14 protein-coding genes are annotated in these 21730 nt (G+C 65.3%); 9 read left to right on the forward strand and 5 right to left on the reverse strand.

Features of this window, described 5'->3' with window-relative positions; genetic code table 11:
• Nucleotides 1-23 precede the first annotated feature (23 nt).
• From tssH to ACTJKF_RS28060, 7 genes are all read left to right on the forward strand, one after another.
• Nucleotides 24-2693: a type VI secretion system ATPase TssH gene (tssH, locus tag ACTJKF_RS28030; protein ID WP_440628001.1), complete on the forward strand. Its 2670-nt coding sequence runs from the start codon at nt 24-26 to the stop codon at nt 2691-2693.
• A 39-nt stretch (nt 2694-2732) separates the two neighbouring features.
• A complete protein-coding gene (tssA, locus tag ACTJKF_RS28035) occupies nt 2733-3854 on the forward strand; it encodes a type VI secretion system protein TssA (RefSeq protein ID WP_440628003.1) in 1122 nt (373 codons plus the stop codon).
• A gap of 65 nt (nt 3855-3919) precedes the next feature.
• Nucleotides 3920-6481, forward strand: coding sequence for a type VI secretion system Vgr family protein (locus ACTJKF_RS28040; protein ID WP_440628005.1), 2562 nt, complete (start codon nt 3920-3922; stop codon nt 6479-6481).
• Complete coding sequence (locus ACTJKF_RS28045; RefSeq protein ID WP_440628006.1) at nt 6481-7503, forward strand: DUF4123 domain-containing protein; 1023 nt, start codon at nt 6481-6483, stop codon at nt 7501-7503. Before ACTJKF_RS28040 ends, ACTJKF_RS28045 begins: the two co-directional genes overlap by 1 nt.
• 16 nt (nt 7504-7519) lie before the next feature.
• Entirely contained in the window at nt 7520-8326 is an 807-nt protein-coding gene (locus tag ACTJKF_RS28050; protein WP_440628008.1) for a DUF3304 domain-containing protein, read from the forward strand.
• Between the two features lie 186 nt (nt 8327-8512).
• On the forward strand, nt 8513-9289 hold the full coding sequence (locus ACTJKF_RS28055) for a DUF3304 domain-containing protein (RefSeq protein WP_440628041.1): 777 nt from the start codon (nt 8513-8515) through the stop codon (nt 9287-9289).
• Nucleotides 9282-11576, forward strand: coding sequence for a hypothetical protein (locus ACTJKF_RS28060; RefSeq protein ID WP_440628010.1), 2295 nt, complete (start codon nt 9282-9284; stop codon nt 11574-11576). Before ACTJKF_RS28055 ends, ACTJKF_RS28060 begins: the two co-directional genes overlap by 8 nt.
• Before the next feature lie 179 nt (nt 11577-11755).
• On the opposite strand, the gene ACTJKF_RS28065 is transcribed toward ACTJKF_RS28060, so the two are convergent.
• From ACTJKF_RS28065 to ACTJKF_RS28085, 5 genes are all read right to left on the reverse strand, one after another.
• On the reverse strand, nt 11756-12331 hold the full coding sequence (locus tag ACTJKF_RS28065) for a DUF3592 domain-containing protein (RefSeq protein ID WP_440628012.1): 576 nt from the start codon (nt 12329-12331) through the stop codon (nt 11756-11758).
• A gap of 37 nt (nt 12332-12368) precedes the next feature.
• The gene (locus ACTJKF_RS28070) at nt 12369-13337 is read right to left on the reverse strand and encodes an OmpA family protein (RefSeq protein ID WP_440628014.1); all 969 of its coding nucleotides are present in this window, start codon (nt 13335-13337) and stop codon (nt 12369-12371) included.
• Between the two features lie 4 nt (nt 13338-13341).
• Complete coding sequence (gene tagF, locus ACTJKF_RS28075) at nt 13342-14331, reverse strand: type VI secretion system-associated protein TagF (protein WP_440628015.1); 990 nt, start codon at nt 14329-14331, stop codon at nt 13342-13344.
• The gene (gene tssM, locus ACTJKF_RS28080) at nt 14328-18275 is read right to left on the reverse strand and encodes a type VI secretion system membrane subunit TssM (protein WP_440628017.1); all 3948 of its coding nucleotides are present in this window, start codon (nt 18273-18275) and stop codon (nt 14328-14330) included. The genes tagF and tssM overlap by 4 nt, the downstream gene beginning before the upstream one ends.
• Nucleotides 18276-18576: 301 nt before the next feature.
• The gene (locus ACTJKF_RS28085; RefSeq protein ID WP_440628019.1) at nt 18577-19422 is read right to left on the reverse strand and encodes a M15 family metallopeptidase; all 846 of its coding nucleotides are present in this window, start codon (nt 19420-19422) and stop codon (nt 18577-18579) included.
• Between the two features lie 121 nt (nt 19423-19543).
• Here ACTJKF_RS28085 and ACTJKF_RS28090 point away from each other — a divergent pair, with 121 nt between their 5' ends.
• Together ACTJKF_RS28090 and ACTJKF_RS28095 are read left to right on the forward strand one after the other, a co-directional pair.
• A complete protein-coding gene (locus ACTJKF_RS28090; RefSeq protein ID WP_440628021.1) occupies nt 19544-20512 on the forward strand; it encodes a phage tail protein in 969 nt (322 codons plus the stop codon).
• Between the two features lie 187 nt (nt 20513-20699).
• Nucleotides 20700-21728 (forward strand): transporter, encoded by a 1029-nt coding sequence (locus ACTJKF_RS28095; RefSeq protein ID WP_440628023.1) that lies wholly within the window; start codon nt 20700-20702, stop codon nt 21726-21728.
• Nucleotides 21729-21730: the final 2 nt, after the last annotated feature.

Consider the following 21730-nt stretch of genomic DNA (forward strand, 5'->3'; position numbering starts at 1 on the left):
CAATCGAACCTGAGATCGACGCCATGAGCACGCCTCTGAAGACCCTGATCACGAAACTGAACCCGCTCTGCCGCCATGCGGCCGAGCGTGCCGCGAGCGCGTGCCTGGCGCGCGGCCATTACGAGGTCGATCTGGAGCACCTGTTCCTCGCGCTGCTCGACGAAGCGACGGGCGACCTGCCGCTCGCGCTGCGCGCGAGCCGCGTCGATCCGCATGCGCTGCGTGCCGATCTCGAGCGCGAACTCACGCGGCTGAAGACCGGCAACACGCGCACGCCGGTATTTTCCGTGCACCTGATCGCGCTGTTCGAGCAGGCGTGGCTGATCGCGTCGCTCGATTCGCAGCTCGGCCGCATCCGCTCGGGCCATCTGCTGCTCGCGCTGCTGACCGCGCCCGATCTCGCGCAATTCGCGCAGCGCATGTCGTCGCAGTTCGCGGAAATGAACGTGACGGACCTGAAGCACAAGTTCGACGAGATCATGGCCGGTTCGAGCGAGGCCGAGCCGCGCCAGCCGGATGAGGAAGGCAGCGACGTCGCAGCAGCTGACGACGGCGCCGTGCCCGCGGCCGGCCCGTCGAAGACGCCCGCGCTCGACACCTACACGACCAACCTCACCCAGCGCGCGCGCGACGGCAAGATTGACCCGGTGATCGGCCGCGAAGCCGAGATTCGCCAGGCGATCGACATCCTGATGCGCCGCCGGCAAAACAACCCGATCATGACCGGCGAGGCCGGCGTCGGCAAAACCGCCGTCGTCGAGGGGCTCGCGCTGCGGATCGCGGCCGACGACGTGCCGCCGCCGTTGCGCGGCGTCGCGCTGCACGTGCTCGACATGGGCCTGCTGCAGGCCGGCGCGAGCGTGAAGGGCGAGTTCGAGAACCGCCTGAAGAGCGTGATCGACGAGGTGAAGAAGAGCGCGCATCCGATCATCCTGTTCATCGACGAGGCGCACACGATCATCGGCGCGGGCGGCCAGGCCGGGCAGAACGACGCGGCGAACCTGCTGAAGCCGGCGCTCGCGCGCGGCGAGCTGCGCACGATCGCCGCGACGACGTGGAGCGAATACAAGAAGTACTTCGAGAAGGATGCGGCGCTCGCGCGACGCTTCCAGGTCGTGAAGGTCGAGGAGCCGAGCGAGCCGCTCGCGGCCGCGATGCTGCGCGGGATGTCGGGCCTGATGGAGCAGCATTTCAACGTGCGGATCCTCGATGACGCGATCACCGAGGCCGTGCGCCTGTCGCATCGCTACATCAGCGGCCGCCAGCTGCCGGACAAGGCGATCAGCGTGCTCGACACCGCGTGCGCGAAGGTCGCCCTCGCGCACAGCGCGACGCCGGCGGCCATCGACGACACAAGGAAGCGCGTCGAGCGGATCGATGCGGAAATCGCGTCGCTGGAGCGCGAGGCGGCCGGCGGCGCGTCGCACGACGAGCGGCTCGGCGAGCTGCGCGGCGCGCGCGACACGGCGCTCGCGCAACTGGCCGGGGACGAAGCGCGCTATGAAGCCGAGCGCGTGATCGTCGCCGAGATCACCGAATTGCGTAACACGCTCGACCACGCGCGCGGCCCGTCGGAAGACGGCGCGCCGGTCGATGTGCCGGCCACCCGCGAGAAGCTGGCCGAGCGCGTCGCGGCGCTGCACGCGCTGCAGGGCGGCGAGCCGATGGTGCCACTGCAGGTCGATGGCCACGTCGTCGCCGAGATCGTCGCCGCGTGGACCGGCATTCCGCTCGGCCGGATGGTGAAGGACGAGATCGACACCGTGCTGAACCTGCAGCCGCTGCTGACCGCGCGCGTGATCGGCCAGGACCATGCGCTGGATGCGATCGCGCAGCGCGTGCGCACGGCGACCGCGAACCTCGAGGATCCGAACAAGCCGCGCGGCGTGTTCATGTTCGTCGGGCCGTCGGGCGTCGGCAAGACCGAGACGGCGCTCGCGCTGGCCGACATCCTGTACGGCGGCGAGCGCAAGATGGTCACGATCAACATGAGCGAGTACCAGGAAGCGCACAGCGTGTCGGGCCTGAAGGGTTCGCCGCCGGGCTACGTCGGCTACGGCGAGGGCGGTGTGCTCACTGAGGCCGTGCGCCGCAATCCGTATTCCGTCGTGCTGCTCGACGAGGTCGAGAAGGCGCACCCGGACGTGCTCGAGATGTTCTTCCAGGTGTTCGACAAGGGCACGATGGACGACGCCGAAGGGCGCGAGATCGACTTCCGCAACACGCTGATCATCCTGACGTCGAACGTCGGCTCGGCCGCCGTGATGCAGGCGTGCCTGAACAAGCCGGCCGAGGAGTTGCCCGATCCGGACGCACTCGCCGAGACGCTGCGCCCGCAGCTGTACAAGACCTTCAAGCCGGCGTTCCTCGGACGGATGAAGGTCGTGCCGTACTACCCGATTTCCGACGACGTGCTGGCCGAGATCATCGAGCTGAAGCTCGAACGGATCCGCCGCCGCATCGAAGCGAACCACAAGGCCGCGTTCGAGTGGGACGAATCGCTCGTCGATGCGGTGCTCGCGCGCTGCACCGAGGTCGATTCGGGCGCCCGCAACGTCGACCATATCCTGAACGGCACGCTGCTGCCGGAGATCGCGGGCCACGTGCTCGGCCGGATCGCCGACGGCGCGGCCATCGCGCGCATCGCGGTGCGTGCGGACGAGGCCGGCGAATTTGCGTACGCCGTCGAATGAGCGCGGCCGCGCAACCCGCATTGATGAACTGACCGAATCATGCCGATCCATCTCCCCGAACTGCTGACACCGATCAGCGATGCGTCGCCCAGCGGCGACGACCTGCTGTTCTCGAACGAATTCGACGCGATCCAGGACGCGCGGCGCCATGACGATCCGACGCTCGACCAGGGCGAGTGGGTGACCGAGATCAAGGAGGCCGACTGGGGCTTCGTCGTCGATCACGCGGGCGAACTGCTGCGCACGCGCACGAAGGACCTGCGGCTCGCCGTGTGGCTGACCGAGGCGCTCGCGCTCGAGGACGGCATCACCGGCCTCACCGACGGTTATGCGCTGCTGGAAGGCCTGTGCCGCGACTACTGGGACACCGTGCATCCGCTGCCGGAAGGCGACGATGTCGAATACCGGCTCGGCAACGTCGCGTGGCTGTCCGGCCGCACCGCCGAACTGCTGCGCGGCATTCCGGTGACGGAGGGCGCGTCGAACGCGTTCACCACGCTCGACTGGGAAGTTGCGCAGCATGTGGCGCAGGCCGTGAAGCGCGACCCCGAGCACGCGGACGACATCGCGCGCGGCAAGCCGTCGGTCGAGCAGGTCGATGCGTCGCGGCGCGTGACGCCGATCGCGTTCTACACGACCTTGCTTGCGAACCTGAAGGCGTTCGAGATCTCGCTCGACGCGTTCGAGGAGCGGCTCGTCGAACGCGCCGGCGATTCGGCGCCGAGCTTCCGCCAGGCGCGCAATGCGTTCGAAACCGTGTACCGGCTCGCCGAACGCTTCGCGCGCGAGCAGGGCTATACGGGCAGCGCGCCGCATGCGCCGTCGGCACCGCAGGCGCAGCCCGAGCGCGTCGAGCCGAGCTTCGGCGGCGCGTTCCACACCGAGGAGACCCATGTGCAGTCGCAGACCGCTCCGCGTCCGCCGGTGACGCAGATGATCGCCGGCATCCAGAACCGTGCGCAGGCCGTCGACCAGTTGCGTGCGGTCGCGCGTTACTTCCGCCAGACCGAGCCGCACAGCCCGGTCGCGTATCTCGCGGACAAGGCCGCCGAATGGGCCGACATGCCGCTGCACAAGTGGCTCGAGAGCGTCGTGAAGGACGACGGCTCGCTGTCGCATATCCGCGAGCTGCTCGGGGTGAGGCCCGACGAGCAGTCGTAAGCAGCCGCTTTGACCTGAGAGCGCGGGCCCGCCGGGTTCGCGATGAACGAAAAGAAGGGTGACGCATGAACGTGACCGAACTGGCACAGGCGATTCGCGGTGGCCTGATTCAGCAGGATCGCCTGCTGAAGACGGACATCCCGTCGCTGCCGAACAATGCGCTCGTGCCGCGCCGTGCCGTGGCCCGTTCCGGGCTCGGCCGCGATTTCAGCGTGGCACTCGATCTGGTATCCACCGCGAGCGACGTCGAGCTCAAGACGCTGATCGCGCAGCCGATCACGCTGTGGATTCAGCAGGCGGACAAGTCGTATCTGCCGATCAACGGCTATATCCACACGGCGCGACGGCTCGGCGCCGACGGCAGCCTGTCGAGTTACCAGCTGCGCTTCGCGTCGTGGATGCACTTCCTCAAGTTCCGCAGCGACATGCGGTACTGGCAGGACCAGCCGGTCGACGCGATCCTCGCCGACGTGTTCGACCGCCATCCGCAGGCCAGGGGCCAATACCAGTTCGCGCTGTCGAAGCCGCTGCCGTCCCGGTCGTACTGTCGCCAGAGTGAAACCGACTGGAACTTCGTGCATCGGCTGATGGAAGACGAAGGGCTGTTCGGCTTCTGGCGGCACGGCGAAGACGGGAAGTCGCATACGTTCGTCATCACCGACGACCTGCATGCGGTCGACGCCCTGTCGCCGAATACCGTTACGTTCGACCGTTCGGGCAGCGGCACCGAAACCGCCGGTTTCACGCAATGGGCCGCGTCGCGGACCTTGCAAAGCACGCTGCACACGACGCGCACGTTCGACTACAAGTCGCCGTCGTCGGCGGGCAATCCGAACGGCACGTCGCTGCCGACGAAGGACGGTCAGGGCGACTTGCCGGGCCAGGCGGAGATCTATGAATACACCGGCGCGTACACGTATTCCGGCCAGGACCGCGGCGAACACCTGTCGAAGATTCGCCTCGAGGAATGGGAGTCGCGGGCGAAGCGTTTCTTCGGCGTGGGCGGTGTGCGCTCGATTGACGCCGGGCGGCGTTTCACCCTCGTCGGCCATCCCCAGCACGACCGCGATTTGGCGAGCGACCGCGTGTTCGCGGCCATCGGCGTCACGCGTTACATCGAGAACAACCTGCCGGTCTCGGACCACGAAGCGAACTTCCCGCATAGCCTGCAGGCCGAGCTGGCGCAGGTGAAGGCCGGCCGCGGGGAAGCGGCTGCGTTCGAAGTCGGGCATGACGACGGCTCTGCAGGGTTTTATCTCGTCGAGGTCGAGGCGCAGCGCGCGAGCGTGCCGTATCGCAGCCCGTTCGAGCACCGCAAACCCGCGATGCAGCTCGAGACGGCCGTCGTCGTCGGCCCGAAGGGCGAGGAGGTCTACACCGACGCGCTGAACCGGATCAAGGTGATGTTCGTCTGGGACCGGCAGAGCGAAGGCCGCGAGACGGCGTCGTGCTGGATGCGCGTCGTGCAGTCGGATACCGGTGGCGGTTACGGCGGCGTTCATATTCCGCGCGTCGGCGAGGAAGTGCTGATCGGCTATATCGGCGGCGACTGTGATCGGCCGATCGTCATGCACCGCGTGTACAACGGCGCTGCCAAGCCGCAGTGGCATGGCGACGGGATCCTGTCGGGCTTCCGGTCGAAGGAGTATGCGGGATCGGGGCACAACGAGATGGTGCTCGATGACGCGACCGGGCAGAACCGCGTGCGCCTGTTCAGCAGCAGCGCGAATTCGCTGCTTCACCTCGGCTATCTGATCGAGCAGAACGGCAATACGCGCGGTGCGTATCTTGGCTCCGGTTTCGATCTGCGCACGGATGCGTATGGTGCGATGCGTGCCGGGCAGGGGCTGTATGTGACGACGCATCCGAAACAGGCGAACAGCCAGCCGCTCGACGTGAGCGAAGCGAAGCAGCAGCTCGGCAATGCGCAGGGGCTGGTCGAGTCGATGTCGCAGGTCAGCGAGATGCATCAGGCGGAGAGTCTCGACACCGGCCGCGATGCGCTGAAGCAGTTCGCCGATGCGACTCAGGAGAGCGTGGCCGGGGCGACGTCGGGCGGTGGCAGGACCGCCGGCGGCGGGACGGGGAACGCGAATGCGTTCAAGGAGCCGGTGATGCTGTTCGCGAGCCCGGCGGGGATCGGGATGGCGTCGCAGCAGTCGGTGCATCTGGCAAGCGACCGGCAGACCAATATCGTTAGCGGCCAGAGCACGTTCATCACCAGCGGGAAGTCGCTGATCGCCGGCATCCGCGATCGCATCAGCCTGTTCGCGCAGAACGCCGGAATGAAGCTGTTCGCCGCGAAGGGCAACGTCGAGGTCCAGGCGCACGCGGACAACATCGAACTCACCGCGCAGAAGACCGTGAAGATGGTGGCGGCGACCGAGGCGGTCGATGTGGCGGCGAAGCAGGAGATTCTGCTCACGTCGGGCGGCGCGTATATCCGGATCAAGGGCGGCAACATCGAGATTCACGCGCCCGGGAAGATTGATTTCAAGGGGGCTCAGCATCAGTTCAGCGGGCCGACGAGCATGCAGTACCCGCTGCCCGCGATGCCGGGCGGTACGTGCAAGCAATGCGTGCTGAATGCGCACAGCGGTCGTGAATCGATGGTCGAGGCGAATTGATGGACGAAGTCAACGATGCGGATGACACCGTCGAGATGGCCGCGGATCTGCCGAATCCTCGCGAGCCTGAATGGCCCGCATTCGTGGAAACGCTGAAGGCGTCGCTGGAGCGCGAGGCCGACGACGGCCGCGCGCTGCGGCTTTATGTGCTCGTCGACACGCGCGGCTATCAGGAGCTGGACACGCAGCTCGCAGCCATGCGCGGCCTGCGCCACGCGTCGCTCTGGACCGATACCGGGCTGGAGGCCTATACGGATATCGCGCCATACCTGATTGCATTCGACCGTCAGGCGCTCGACGACGAGGATGCCGAGCAGCATCGTGTTCTGCGCCAGTTGTGGCTGGATGCGGTCGATCTGCATGCGGTGACGTGGTTGTGCTCGGCGTGGTCGTTCGACGCGCTCGACGCGCATTTGCGGCAGTACGTGAAGTACACGCTGCCGAACGGCCGCGCGTACTACCTGTTTTTCTTCGACAACCACGTATTCGGGCGGCTTCGACAGGTGTGGAGCGACACGCAGGCGCAGCAATTCGTCGCGCCGTTCGGCGAGATCCGGTATCGCGACCGGCGGCTCGATGAAGTCGTGTGGCGCAATGACACGCCGGTGATCGAAGGCGCGATGCCGGCGGGCGATGCGCCGGGGCTGAACGAGCAGCAACATGCGCAGCTGATCGAGCTCGGTTATCCGGACAAACTCGTGCTGAAGTTTCGGGAGACGATGGGGGCGGTGGTCGACCACTTGTCCGATGCTGAACTGCATGACCAGGTTGTCGAGCAACTCGATCGCGCTGCCGCGCACGGGATTGTCGAAGAAGCGGGATTGCAGTGCTACGTGATGACGGGCGTGCTGGTCTCGCCGCGGTTCGACGAGCATCCGGCGGTGCAGGTGTGCCTCGAGGCCGTGGCGCAAGGCGAGACGACGCTCAATGACGCGCTGGCGACGATCGACGACGCGACGTGGGATGCGATTCGCGATGCGCATGAGCGGGAATCGCTGGAGGCGCGTCGTGGCGTGGCATAGGTTCTCCGTGCTGGGGATGTGCCTGCTTGCGGCGGCGTTGTGCGCCTACGGGAAATCGGAGGCGGTGTATAGCGGGATTTCGGTGATGGTCCGGAATTATCTGCCGCACAACATGAGTGGATTCACGATCGCCGACGCATTTGGCAATACGGCGAGTGGCGGCGGCGATGATCCGCCGAGTGCCGGTGCCGGTGCCGGTAGCATGAAGTGTTGCTACAAGCTCAAGGGCACGGAATTTGTCGTCAAGTGGAATTACTACGATGTCGACCAGTGGCATAAGGGCGACAAGCAGATGTTGCATGGTGAGACGAAGGTATCGATGCCCCAGTCTCAGGTGCCCGACGACGTGGGGGCCCAGATTCTGGAAGTGCGTTTCTTCCCGGATCGACATGTCGAATTTCAGTTTCCTGGTCAATTGCTTGATGATGCACGTCTGCCGATCGTCGCCGTCGTGAAGTGGATTAAGCAGTACCAGTCGCAACTCGATAGACGATACGACGAGCGCGAAGATCAGCAGTTTCGCAGTATCGCTCGTATCGTCGCGTCGGCGTGGTTGAAATACGGTCTGACGGACCGGGACGATCTGGAGCAGTACACCTACTTCAGTTTGCTCGTGAACAGTCGATTCGATACGCATCCGGAGGCTCGGCGCATATTGAGGAGCGCAGCGGGCCAGCCAGGTGCATTTGCGAAGTGGGCGCTGTCGCTTCCGTATCACGTGCGTTCCGAAGTGGCGAGCGGGAAATTCGTGTCGGTAGCCGCGCCGTCGATAGCTGACGGTTTGCTGCCGTCAGCGCGTGTGGACGAGTCCTTGCATGGTTGATTGTGCGGAGAGCGGTCGCGGAACGAGGGAAGGGCGGCTTGCGCGACAGGCGGAACGATTCCGATGCGCCGATACGTCTGTAACGCATGCTGGACAATCTTCGGAAGGAAAACATCAGTGAATAGATCGACGAGATTTTCGAGTCTGGCGAGCCGTGTCCTGGCAGGGTGTCTGCTCGTGACGGCCATGGCGGCGTGCAGCAAGTCGGAGCCGACGTATAGCGGTGTTTCGGTTATCGCTCACAACTATCTGCCGTACAACCTGGACGGATTTACGATCACCGATGCCCACGGAAACAAGGCCGGCGGAGGCAATAGCCTGCCGGGTGGCGGAGGCGGGGTGACGTGTTGCTACAAGCTCCAAGGAACCGAGTTCACGGTCAAATGGAATTATGTCGACGTCGACCAGTGGCACAAAGGCAACGAGGAAACGCTTCACGCAGAGGCAAAGGCGACGCTGTCGCCGTCGCAGGTTCCGGAGAAGGTCGGCGATCGAATTCTCGAGGTTCACTTCTATCCGGATCGTCACGTCGAGCTCCAGTTTCCTGGCGTGCTGATGGACGAGTCGCGCATTCCGACGATCGATGTGGTGCGCTGGATGGCGAGCCGATATCAGGTGCAACTGAGCAAACGGTACGACGAGCGTGAAGACCAGCAGTTTCGTCGTATTGCGCGGGTCGTCGCGATGGCATGGCTCAAATATCGCCTGACCGATCTCGATGATCTGGAGCAGTACGCCTACTACGCACTGCTCGTGAACAATCGCTTCGACGCGCATCCGGAGATCCAGCGCATGTTGCAGGCGGATGCTGGCAAGCCGGGCGCCTTTGCGAAGTCGATGCAATCGTTGCCAAAAAATATCCTGTCCGAATTGACGAGCGACACGTTCGCGCCGGTCACGGTGCCGTCCATTCCCGACGGGCTGGTTCCACCGCCGCGCGTAGAGGAGAAAAAGCATGGCTGAGAAAGTCAAACTCGATCCGGATGACGCAACGCCGACATCCGTCTACGCGCAAATCGCGAGGCAGAACGAGACGATGTATCCGAAGGGCGATTGCATGCCGTGCGGAGCGACGATTCGGATGGGCTTTTTCTTCGATGCGTTCGGACGCCATCGCGATCTCGACGATCAATCGAGTTCGCAGTATTCCAATATCGCCCGGCTTTGGGAGGCGCATCGCGACATCGAGGATCCGAGGCGACCCGCGAATCAATTCTGGCTCCGCTTCTACTATTCGGGATTGGGCACGCCGCTGAACGAATCGGCCAAGGCCAGCGAATGGATCAATGCGGGCGTGGCCGCCGCCAAGATGACGGGCAAGAAGGCACTGAGCGGAGTGGAGTCGGTCGCCAAATCATTCACGCGCGTCAATACACCACTCAAGCAGGTCAGCGTGAAAAAGCGTGTCGACGACGTCAAGAAGCAACTCCTCGACGGGTTTCTCGAGGGGGATTTTTCGCTTCGACCAATCGACAAGGCATTCCAGGATCTTCGCAAGGACATCGAGCACATCCCCGCTCAGGCGCGGCGTGTGATGAACGTGTTGAATGCCTCGCAGGAGCGTTACTGGGAACGAACCAAGGCGACTGGAACGCTGCTGTGGCGCAACGCGAAGAACGACTTCAAGAACAACGTCAAAGGCGCCCCGATGAAGGCGGGCTGGGCGGTAGCGCGCAGTCTTTTTGTCGGCATAGCGATGGAAAACGTGCCGATCGTGCGAGACAATGCCGTCATGGCGAAGGCGTTTGGAACGGGTGTCGATACCCGGTTGATCGCAGCGAAGGATCAGTTTAAAGCCGCGTACGAGGCCGTGAAGAAGCAGATGCCGAAAGTTCGCGCCATCGAGGTGTCGGTGTTCGGCGCGGACCGCGGGTGCGTGCTTGCACGCGCGTTCATCAACGATCTGGCGGAGAAATACAAGCGCCGGGACGATACGGATCTCGCGATTGAAGGCGTGCCTATTCAGATCAAGTTCGTCGGATTGCTCGATGCCGTTTCTTCCGTCATGTCGGAGGAAGCCGGCGAGCTGATCGGAATGGTGCCTTATCTGGGTATGCTCAAGACCAGCTTCAAGGATCGGCCTCTCGCGATACCGGCTAGCGTGCAGCGTTGCGTCCATTTCGCCGCAGCGCATGAGATGCGTTTCTATCAGCGTCTCGACAGTCTCGAGAAAACCCGCGGCGAACAGTTTCTCTATCCGGGCACGAGTTGCGATGTCGTCGGTGGCGCGCCGAGCGGATCGCTGGGGCTCAATGCCGAGTTGATGAGAGTTCCGTTGCAGGACATGTTGCTGGAAGCGGTCAAGGCGGGCGCCGTCATGGACACCATGGAGGATCTGTACCTGTACAACGCGCCGGTGTTCAAGCGCTTCAAGCTCTCGGATCCGATCAAGTACGGCGGTAAGGACTATCGAATCAGGGCGCTGGTGAACGCCTACCGCACCCTCGTCCCCCGCAAACCCGGCGCCGACTTCATGGAGCATTCGAAAGTCTTCATGCGCTGGATTTCCGCCCGCTACATGGATCCCGAATTCCGTCGCACGATCGCGGACCCCGTCGCCGACTGGAAGCGCAACATGAGCGACGCCGACCTGCAGCGCAAGACCGCGAAGTCGCAACTCGACTGGGAACTGCAGCGACAAGGCATCAACATGAGCATGCTCGCCAGCCGTAGCCAGGACGATCAGGCGAAGCTTCGGGGAATGAAGGTGGCGAGCGACGCGGCGCAAAAGCGCTATGAGAAGTTGATCGCGGAGGCGCCGAAAGACTATTCGACGGTGTGGGAGCGTCTCGAAAAGGAAGCGGCAAAGAAGCTGCGCAGCGCGTCGTATCAGGAGGGCCTGAAGCAATCCGCCGAGCGCATCCGCAACATGCCGGATTCGTGGGATTCCAATAACAAGGCCAGCGCGGATGCGGTCGAGGCGGCGATGTTGCCTGAAGCCGAGATGGAGCTCGTGTCGGCCTGGAAGGAGGGGATCGAAGGCAAGCATCCGCTACCGGCGGAAATCATGGCGCTGTTCGACATGCTCGTCCACGACACGTTGCTGACGAGCTGGCAGGACCATGTGCTGGCACCGTCACTGTACTTCCGGACTCGCGACAAGGATACGTTCGGGTCGAGCGATCTCGCGAAGGAAGCGAAGCAGCGCAAGAAGGACGACCTTGCCGCGGCGCGTATCGATCAGGCCGCCAAGCAAAGCCAGGAATGGGCGCGGGGCTACAAGGGCGGCGCAACGCCCCCCATTCATTGAGCGGCGTTGCTGGATGAGCGGGCCCGTGCGTCATGCGTCACGGTTTGTCGGCGGCGAGCGATCTCGAGCGCTAATCGCCGTATTCAACCCGAAACAGGCGCGCGATCAGTGAAGGTCCGATTGCGGGCTACGCGCTACGGCGATCAGCCGCCTGGCAGGGGGAACGCAGCCCGTGCGCATCACGAACCGCTGACTCGATTCCGCGCGCGCCGCGCCTTGCGCTTCACCGCGTGCCTTGGCCGATCCTCGATCCACGGCAGCATCGAAATGCTTCCCGCGCACAGCATCAATCCCCCAATCAGGGCAAACAGACCGAACCCAATTTCACGCACCCAAGCCCCACCCTCAACCGCTTCGTTGCGCCGGGCAATGCCCGGAAACATCAGCGAAACGCGCAGGCCATCGTCTGCGGCCGCACTGCAATAAGTCTTCGTGAACGCGGCGAACTGTTCGCGGCTGATGTTCGATGCGGCCGAACGCGAATACACCGGCGACCCGGCAGGCTGCCACGTCGTCTCGTACTGCCGCGTCAGTCCCGCTCGATAGCGGAACACGGCACGCGCCTCCCATGTTGCATCGGATTTGCCGTATTGCAGAGACAACTCACATTGCTCGACAACGGCGGGGACGTGAGGCCACGCACGAGCGCGAACGAGGATGGCGGAATTGATCGTGCCAACTATACCCATCAGCACGAAGACCGCGCCAACGAACAAAAGAATGGCCGACCGCAAGCAGCGCAGTGCGAATTTCACTGGAATGGCTGGATTCAGTAGCCGCCCTAATCTCTGCCTACTGCCCCACCCGGAACTCGATCCGTCGATTCCTCGCCCGCCCATCCGCCGTGTCATTCGGCGCGATCGGCTGATCCGGCCCGACGCCCGTTGTCGTCATCTGCTGCGGCAGAATGCTCTTCGTGATCAGATACCCCTTCACCGCATCCGCGCGCGCCTGGCTCAGCGCGATGTTCGACGTCCGGTTCCCCGAGTTGTCGGTGTGGCCGATGATGTCGACCGTGCGGTTCTGCATCTTCGACAGCGCGGCCGCCATCTGGTCGAGAATCAGCTTGCCTTGCGGCGTGAGCGTCGCGCTGCCCGTCTCGAACTCGATCGTGCGATTGGCGAGCGTCTGGTCGAGCACACCCTGCTCGGACGCCGACACACGCAGCCCGTTCTTGATCGTATAGGTCGGGTTCAGCGTGTTCGCCATGTCGCTCGCGAGCTGCTGACGCTGCGCCTCGTTGTGCACTTCGCCCTTCATCTCGATCTGCGTGCCGTTGATCTTCAACTGGCCCTTGCTGATCTGCTTGAGCTGCGCGCCGAGCAGCTTCTGCACGTTCGCGCTCCAGTTCGGCGGCGTCGCGACGTCGCCGACCTCGATCTGGTCGACCACGTTCGCCGCGCCGTAGGTATCGCGCAGCTTCTGCAGCACGGCGGCCTTGGTCGCCTCGTCGGGCACCTTGCCGCCGACCACCACCTGGCCGGGCGTCGCGTTCGCGGGCGGCGGTGCGATGGTGCCGGCCGTGCCGTGCACCACCGTGCCGGATGCCGAGCCCGGCGCGGTGCCGGCGTTCTGGCTAGCGGGCAGCGCGGCGGTCGCGACCGTGCCGTTGCCGACCGGCGTGACGGTCGCGCCGCCGGTGTTCTGCGCGTAGGCCGCGCCGTTGCCGACGAGGCCGGCGGCGAGCAGGGCGGCAACGAAAGGTGACAAGCGCGAAAGGCGCGACAAGCGCGCGCGCCGGACGTGAGTCGTGCGTGGCATCCCGTCAGCCTCCGATGAACGCTTCGCGGAAGGCGTCGATGGCGACGCGCAGCGAGAGTTGCGGTTGGTCGAGGTAGCTGACGAGCTTGCTGATCTGCTGATCGTTTTGCGCATGGGCGTCGATCCACTCGGGATCGTCGATGTCGATGTTGTGGGCGGCGTAGGTTTGCGGATCGACGACGCTCAGCAGCGTCTTCGACGACGCGCCGTTGAAGCCGATGATCAGCCGTTCGCGCTCGGCGATCGTGCCGATGAAGATCGCGAGCTCGAAGTCGGCCTGCGCGACGAACGGCGCGATCAGTTCGAGCCAGAACGCGGCGACGAGGCTGCGATAGAACGGATCGACGGGCAGCGGCAACGTGAGGCCGCGCTCGATGTGCGACGAGCCGCTCTGCATCACGGGTCGCAAGAGCGAGCCGAGCGCGAGCATCGCGCCGCGCAGCCGCACCGGATGGCCGCTTTCGAGCAGCATCTGCTGCAGGCCGTACAGCGACTGGTGTTCGATGAAGTCGTTGAAGGTGCCGTCATGCGACGTGCCGGGGCCGCCGATATCGATCGGCACCTGCGTGTCGCCGAGCGCCTGCAGCGCGCCGGGCGGCTCCTCCTTCGCGAGCAGCGGCGGCATCTGCGCGGCGACGCGCGACCACAGCCGCGCGAACGCGAGCGGGCTGCGCGCGAGGAAGGCGAGCGGCCGGTCGACTTCCAGCGCGGTCGCGCCGAGGAACGGGAAGCGGCGCATCGACACGTCGTGGCTCGCGACCATGTGGCCCGCGATCGCGAGCTTGCTGCGCGAGCCGAGGAACGCGAAATGCATCGGCTTCGCATCCTCGTAGACGATCTTCCAGCGCGGATCTTCCGCGAGCAGCTCGAGCGCCTGCGCGATCCAGCGATCGAGCGTCTGCAGCAGCTGCGGATTGTGCGCGCTCTTCACGAAGTCGCCGCGCGACGGAATCTTGCCGAAGTAGGCGATCTGCGCCTGAACGGTTTGCGTCATTGCGCCCCTCCCTGTGCATTGGTTGCAGCGGCGGCCGTGACGGCCGGTGCCGCGGCCGGCGCGCCCGCGCCGGCCTGCGTCGCGTTCTGCGCGGCGCCCGCGCTCGCGTCGGCGACCGACGACGGCAGCTGCAGGCCGCGCAGGCTCTGCTGCTGCGGCTGGTCGCCGCCGCCGCTCGTCGGCTGCGACGTGCTGATGATGCGCATCGTCACCGATACGTTCACGCTGCCCTGGACCCACGTGAGATCGAAGGTGCCGTCCGGGCGGCGCTTGCGCTGCGCCGAGTTGATCAGCTTCTCGAGACCGTAGCGGCCCGGCTCGTTGACGAGCTGCACCGTGCGGCCGTCGAAGGTCGTCGCGGACAGCGTCGCGCCCGGCGAGCCCTGCGGGTTCGGCCACACGAAGTTGGTCCACTGCGGCGGCGTGTTGCGGTAGCGCAGCTGCTGCCCGTCGATCGCGATCGTGTATTCCGTCGTGCCCGTGCTCGGCTGCGGCAGGATCTGGAACACGGTCTGCGGTTCGGCCGCCGCGGCCGCGCCGCCTGCAGCACCGCCGGCGAGCGGGGCGACCCAGCGCGCGAAGCCGTTCGTGAAGTCGGGCGTGAGGCCGAGGCCCATGTCGCCCCACGTGCGGGCCGCGAGCGTGTCGCCGCGGCGCACCGCGAGCGGGCCCAGCGTCGTGCCGACGAACTTCGCGATCGAACCGTCCGGGCCGAACACCTGCGCGATTTCACCGGCGCCGGCCTCGACCTTCGCGCTCGCCGCGAACGGGTACTTGGTCGCGAGCGAGCTCTGGAACGGCTGGTAGACCTGCGCGTTCCACACCTTGTTGACTTCGGCGCTGGCCGGCTGGATCACCACCGAGAACGCCTGCATCAGCGGACGCACCAGCAGCGGACGCAGCGACTTGCGTTGCGAATCGGTGAGGCCCGTCAGCATCTGCTCGTCGACGAACTTCAGCGAATCGGCGAGTTCCGAGCCGTTGCCGTCGAGCGTCTGCTGCATCAGCTGGCGCGCGCCGGGGCCGGGGTCGCCCTGGTTCTTGATCACGTTGAAGCGCGTTCGGACCTTCGACAGCGTGTCCATGTAGCCCTTGAGCATCGACGTGCCGTCGTGCATCGCGACGATCCGCGCGAGCCCGATGAACTCCTGGCCGATCGGACCCATCGGCACCTCGGCCGGATTGCCGTTGATGTCGATGTTCGCAGCCGCCATCTGGCCGGCCTGCGTGCGCGTGAACAACTGCTTCACCCAGTTCACGACGCCCGTCTGCGCCTTCTTGATCGTCGCGTTCGCGAGCGACGGGTTGTCCCACGACGTCTGGTCGTACGCGGTTTCGAGAACCTTCCTGATCGGCGAATCCTGCGGATCGCCGAGGCGGTTCATCCCGTCGACGGCCTGGCCGAAGCTGCTGAAGCCCTGCACCGCGATGCCCTGCATGAACTTCTGCCAGTGCTGCGCGTATTCGGTCTTGTACATGCCGACCAGCGTCTTCTGGATCTGCTCGGGGCTGCCTTCCAGCGTCAGGTCGTCCTGCGTCGACGTGTTCAGCACCCAGTCCTTCGCCTGCAGCTCCTTGGTCGCCGCGTCGCGAATCGCCGGCTGCACGTAGTCGAACCATGCTTCGCGCGTGAACGTGCCGGGAATCGCGTAGCTGCCGGCGATCAGCCCCTGGTTGCCGTCGCCGACGATGCGCGCGATGGTCATCGGCGCGAAGCGGGTCGACGCGCGCGCCTTGATTTCCTCGTAGACGCGCTGGCGGGCCGGCATCCCGCGCACGACGCGGCGCAGGTTCTCGCGGGTCTGGTCGACGAGCGCGAGGTTCGCGTCGATCATCGGCCAGTCGTCGTCGTTCACGCGGGCGAGATAGAACGAGATCATGCGCTCGGCGCTCTTGATCATCTCGTCGCGCGGCATGTTGCCGCGATTCGTCTCGAGCCAGCCGCGCCAGAAGCGCGCGAGCTGGTCGGTCAGGTGCGCCTGTTCGACGTGACGCTTGTCGGACAGCATCAGGTAGGTTTTCAGCGCGTTGTACGCGTCCTGCACGTTGGTCGGCGACGCATCGCTGTACAGCCCGCCCTGCGGTGCGGCCGGCTGTTGCGGCGCGGCGGCGGCCGTCGCCGCGGATGCGCCTTGCGCGGCGCCGGCGAGCGGCGTGGCGCCCGGCGGATTCGTCGACACCGGAATCGTGCCGCCCTGCACGGCGCCCGATTCGGGCGGGCGCGTCATCGGCACGAGTTGCTCGGGGTGGGCGTTCACGTCCTTCATGAACGACGCGAGGTTCTGCGACACCGGGGCCAGCAGGATCTGGCGCACGCCGTTGTAGTACTCGGTCAGCAGATGCTGTTCGAGCCGGTCGCCCTGGTACAGGCCGAGCGACACCGACATCGGCTTGTCGCGGCGGAACTGCTCGAGCTGCTCGATCCGGTCCTCGAGGATGTCCATCGCCTGCAGGCGCGACTGCAGGTCGTTGCGGCCCTGCTGCAGGCGCGTGACGTTGTCGAGGTCGGCCTGCACGTTCGCGACGAGCTGCTGGTTGCCGATCGTCGACCAGGTCCAGCCGCCGAGCGCGAGCGCGAGCGCCGCGACGAAGCCGAAGAAGGTCGCGTAGCGCAACCGGGTCTTGGTCGGGCTGGCGAACTGGCGCACGGTCTGGCGATCCGCGAAGATCACCTTCGAGAACAGGTCGCGCAGGAAGAAGCCGTTCTTCGAGAACGCGCTGTGCGGCTTCGGCAGCGCGCTGGCGTCGAGGCCGAAGCGGCTCGCGATGCGTTGCGCGGCCGCGCTGTTGGTTTCGCCTTCCTGCAGCGCGCTGGTGAAGTAGAAGCCGCGGAAGATCGGCTTGTACTGGAACGGGTTGTTCTCGAACAGCGTCGCGAGGAACGCGCGCAGCGACGGCTTGATCGTCGAGAATTCGAGCGGGAAGCTCAACTGGCCCGGCGACAGCTGGTTGCCGCGCGACAGCGACAGCTGCGCGACGCTGATTTCCTTCAGCCCTTCGTAGAGTTCCTCGAAGTGCGTGTCGAACTGCGCGACGACGTCGCGCTTGTCGTCCGGCTCGTAGGGCAGGGTGGCGCCCCACACGCGGTCGTACTCGTGCTTGTCGCTGCTGCTGAAGAATTCGGTGAAGCCGGTGATCAGGTCGGCCTTCGTGAACATTACGTAGACTGGCGCGAACACCTCGAGCTTCTCCGTCAGCTCCTGAACGCGCTGACGCAGGTTTTTCGCGAGGTTGATCGCAAATTCGGGGCGGTTGCCGGTGAGTTCGGCGATGCTCGCGGTGACGATGATGCCGTTGATCGGCGCCTTCGGACGGTAGCGCTTCAGCAGGCCGAGAAAGCCGAGCCATTCGCTGCGATCTTCCTCGTGCACCGAGTAGCGGCCGGCCGTGTCGAGCAGGATCCCCTCGGTCGTGAAGAACCAGTCGCAGTTACGCGTGCCGCCGATGCCGTGGATCACCGCGCTGTTCTTGTCCGCGAACGGAAACTGCAGGCCGGAGTTCAGCACCGCGCTGCTCTTGCCCGCCGCCGGGTTGCCGATCACGATGTACCACGGCAGTTCATACAGTGCGGAGCCGCCCGACACCTGGCCGATCTTCGACGTCTTGATCGTCTTCACCGCGTCGGACAGGCGCGTGCGCAGCACGTCGAGGTCGGCGGTCTTCGCGTCGGGCGCGAGCGCGGCCGCGGCCGGCGCGGCGATCTTGCCGGTTTCCGCCTGCTCTTCGAGCACCTGGCCGAGCTGCTGGTTCGCGCGCTTCACGCGCCAGCGGCGCCACAACGCGACGCCGAGCCACAGCACGAGGATCGCCGCGAACACGATCGCCGCCCACAGGAGCGGCAGCTGCAGCATGTCGGCGACGATGAAGAGAATCGCCGCTAGCGCGACGATCCCGACAATCGAGAGCGTACGCGGATGAGTCAGCACGTTGAGGATGCGTTGCATAGGACGTTCAGGTTCCGGTGCGTTTTCGGTGAGGCGACGCAGGCGCGCCGAGCGGCAAGCGTGGCGCCGCGATGTGTCGCCATGCTGTCAAACGGGATGAAGGGGCTGGCATCAATGCGCCCGCGGCATCGGAGAAGGCGCGCGCAATAATGAAAGGACGCTGTGAGAATTAAAACGGAAGCGGCGGCCTGAAAAAATCGCGCAACGGAATGCCCGATCGATTGCGCCGCCCAAATCCTTTCCTGCCGGATGATTAAAAAGCCCCATGCCGCCCTCATTATTTCTTGTTCGACAGCCCTGACTAGCTGCCGCGTCCCAGTTTAAAACCGGGTTTATGGTATTCCACGTGCCCGAGATCCATCATTTTCCATCGGCCCCCCCAGGTCAGGCCTACTTGCTCGGCAACCTGTCCGTACAACTGGTAGCCGCGCATCGCCCAGGGATCTTTCTCGGAAATGACCAGCTTGCCGTCGCGCAGAAACGCGTTGTCGGCCGCGAGCCCGAACTGGTGATAACTCTGGAAGGCCGCCGCATTGGTCACGTTGGTGCCCATCTGCGCGAGCCGGTTCTGCCGTTCCGGGCTCCGATAACCTTCCAGCAGCGCCATTTCATAACCATATTGTTCGTGCATGATCTTGTAGACCAGCAGCAAACGCGTGCGGAAATCGGGATCCAGCAGGTTCCAGTCGCGGCTCGCATCCTTCAGCGCCGGCCGCACCTGTTCGACTTCCTTCGTGGCAAAGACTTCCGGCGGCAACGGCGAGGGCGGCACGAGCTGCTCGCCCTGCAGCAGCGCGGCGATCTTCTCGTCGGGCACGCGCGCCGTGTCGTCGTACTGAAACAATTGCCGACCGCGTAACGCAATGGCCACCAATGGCGGCGTCGCAAGAATACCTGCCGACACCATAATCATCAAGCGCCGCCGAACCAGTAAATTTTGCACATCGTTTAAAGCGCCGCGCGTAACGGTTGCCGATTTAACAATTTGACGGCGCGTGCGGGCGGCGCGATGGTTCGCACGGCGCGTCAGGCGGCCGTGAAACTGGGCGACGGATTCGAAAACGGTCGCGCGGATACCCGGTAAAAGCAACAGGGCCGCGACCGCGACGGCAAGGGCGAAATAGGCGACGAGTGCGACGGCAATCAAAGATATCCCCGGAAATTGGAATTGATTGTGTTTTGCAATGCTTGCTCTTAGAATCAGGCTGCTTTGAGAGGCCGGGCTATATTATCGCGGTGAATTAAACCAGGATTCAATGAGACGCTGAATGAGTGCGCCGGAAAATTCAAATTCGAAAACCCCGCCCAGCCTGTTGTCCGATACCAAGCCGGCAGGCCAGGACGGACCTCAGCAGTCGCGCATTCTCGCGAATCTGGAAGGACGTGTCACGTCGCCCGCTGAAGCGCCGCGCCGTTCGCTGAAGGGGCCGATCGCGGCCATCGTCGCGCTCGTGGTCGCCGTCGGCGGCTGGGGAGCGTGGCGCTGGCAGCAGCAATCCGCCGAGCCGGCCGTCGCCGTCGCTGCCGCCGCGCCCGCGCAGGTACCGGCGAAGGCCGAGCCGGCCAGCGGCGCTGCCGTGCAGGTCGCACAGAACGCCGCCTCGGCGGCGCCTGCTGCGCAACCGGCCACGATCGTCAATGACGACGCGGCGTCCCAGACCGTTGCGTCCGCATCTTCCCCGGCCGCCGCGGACGCGAGCCGCCTGTCGCGCGCGCTCGCGAACGGTGCCGACGATGCGTCTGGCGCTACCACGGCAGGTGCCGTCGCCGCGACGGCCGCCGCTGCTGCGGCGACGAAAACCGCGAAGGCTGACACCGCGAAGAGCGACAAGGTTGCCGCCCGCAGCAAGGCCGATGCGAAGGCCGATGCGAAGGCGGAGGCCCGCAAGCATAACAAGGAGCAGCAGGCGGAACTCGCGCAGGCGAAGAAGCGTCGCGAAGCGACGGTCCGTACCGCGAGTGCGAAGGCGTCCGGCAAGGACGATCCGGATGCCGATCTGCTTGCCGCGCTCGTCGCGCGCACGAAGCCGGCCGACAAGAAGACGGCCGCGCAGAAGGGGCAGGTCGTGCCGACCAGGACGGCCGCCACGACGGGCGGTTCGCTCGCAGCGCGCGTGAAGGATTGCTCGGAGCGCGGTTTCTTCGAGGATCAGCTGTGCCGCTGGCGCGTCTGCGACGGCCACTGGGGCAAGGATCCGGCCTGCCCGAGCGCCGCGCAATCGGAGACGCGGCAGTAACCGGCGTCACGCCGCCCCGCACATCGCACTGCGCCGCCCACCGGGCGGCGCGTTGTTTTTTGGGGGCGCGTGATGGCCGTGTCACGAGAGCGTCATGCGCGTCGGGCATACGTTTTCTTTCATTTACCGGCGTGGCGCCGCGATGCGCAAGGCGCGGCGGGCTGCGCGCCGCACGACCTTCGATTCGATGGACCTGATCGTACAGACTTACGGCGCCGATACGTCCGGCATGGTGTGCGGATTCCGCTTCGTTCCGGGCGGCTCGGGCGCGACGCTCGATGCCGACTCGGCCGCCGCATGGCTGCGCACGTGCCGCGAGCGCGACGCGACTGCATCGGACGATTTCGTCTGGCTGCACTTCAATCTTGCACACGGCGCGAGCGAGCGCTGGATGCGCACGCACCTCGGGTTGCCCGACAGCTTCTTCGAATTTCTCCACGAAGGGTCGCGCTCGACCCGCATCGAGCAGGAGGACGGCGCGTTGCGCGCGATCGTCAACGACGTGATGTTCAACCTCGAACTGACGCCGTCGGAAATCGCCACGCTGTTCGTCCACGTCGAGCGGCGCATCATGGTCACCGCGCGGCTCAAGCCGCTGCGCTCGGTCGACACGCTGCGTGCCTGCGTGCGCGACGGCGAGCGGTTCCGGTCGCCGGCCGAACTGCTCGTGCACCTGCTGCACGACCAGGCCGACCTGCTGATCCAGATCATGCGGCGTACGAGCGTCGACGTCGACCGCATCGAGGATCGCTTCCTGTCGCAACGGCTCACGTCGAATCGCGTCGAGCTCGGCGCGATGCGCCGCACGCTGACGCGGCTGCAGCGCATGCTCGCGCCCGAGCCCGGCTCGATCTTCCGGTTGCTCGCGAAACCGCCCGCCTGGCTGCATTCGGAAGACGTGCAGGAGCTGCGCGAGTCGACCGAAGCATTCTCGCTGGTGCTCGCCGACCTGTCGGGGCTCAACGAGCGGATCAAGCTGTTGCAGGAAGAGATCGGCTCGCGGCTCGACGAGCAGAACAACCGGACGCTGTTCACGCTGACGCTCGTGACCGTGATCGCGCTGCCCATCAACATCGTCGCCGGCTTCTTCGGGATGAACGTCGGCGGTGTGCCGTTCTCGGAGAACAAGCACGGCTTCTGGCTGATGGTGCTGCTGGTCGCGGGCTTTACGGCGCTTGCCGCGTGGTGGGCGTTTCGCCGGCGCAACGATCGCTAGCC

Origin of the sequence: Burkholderia sp. 22313 (assembly GCF_052045245.1) — a bacterium.
GTDB lineage: Bacteria > Pseudomonadota > Gammaproteobacteria > Burkholderiales > Burkholderiaceae > Burkholderia.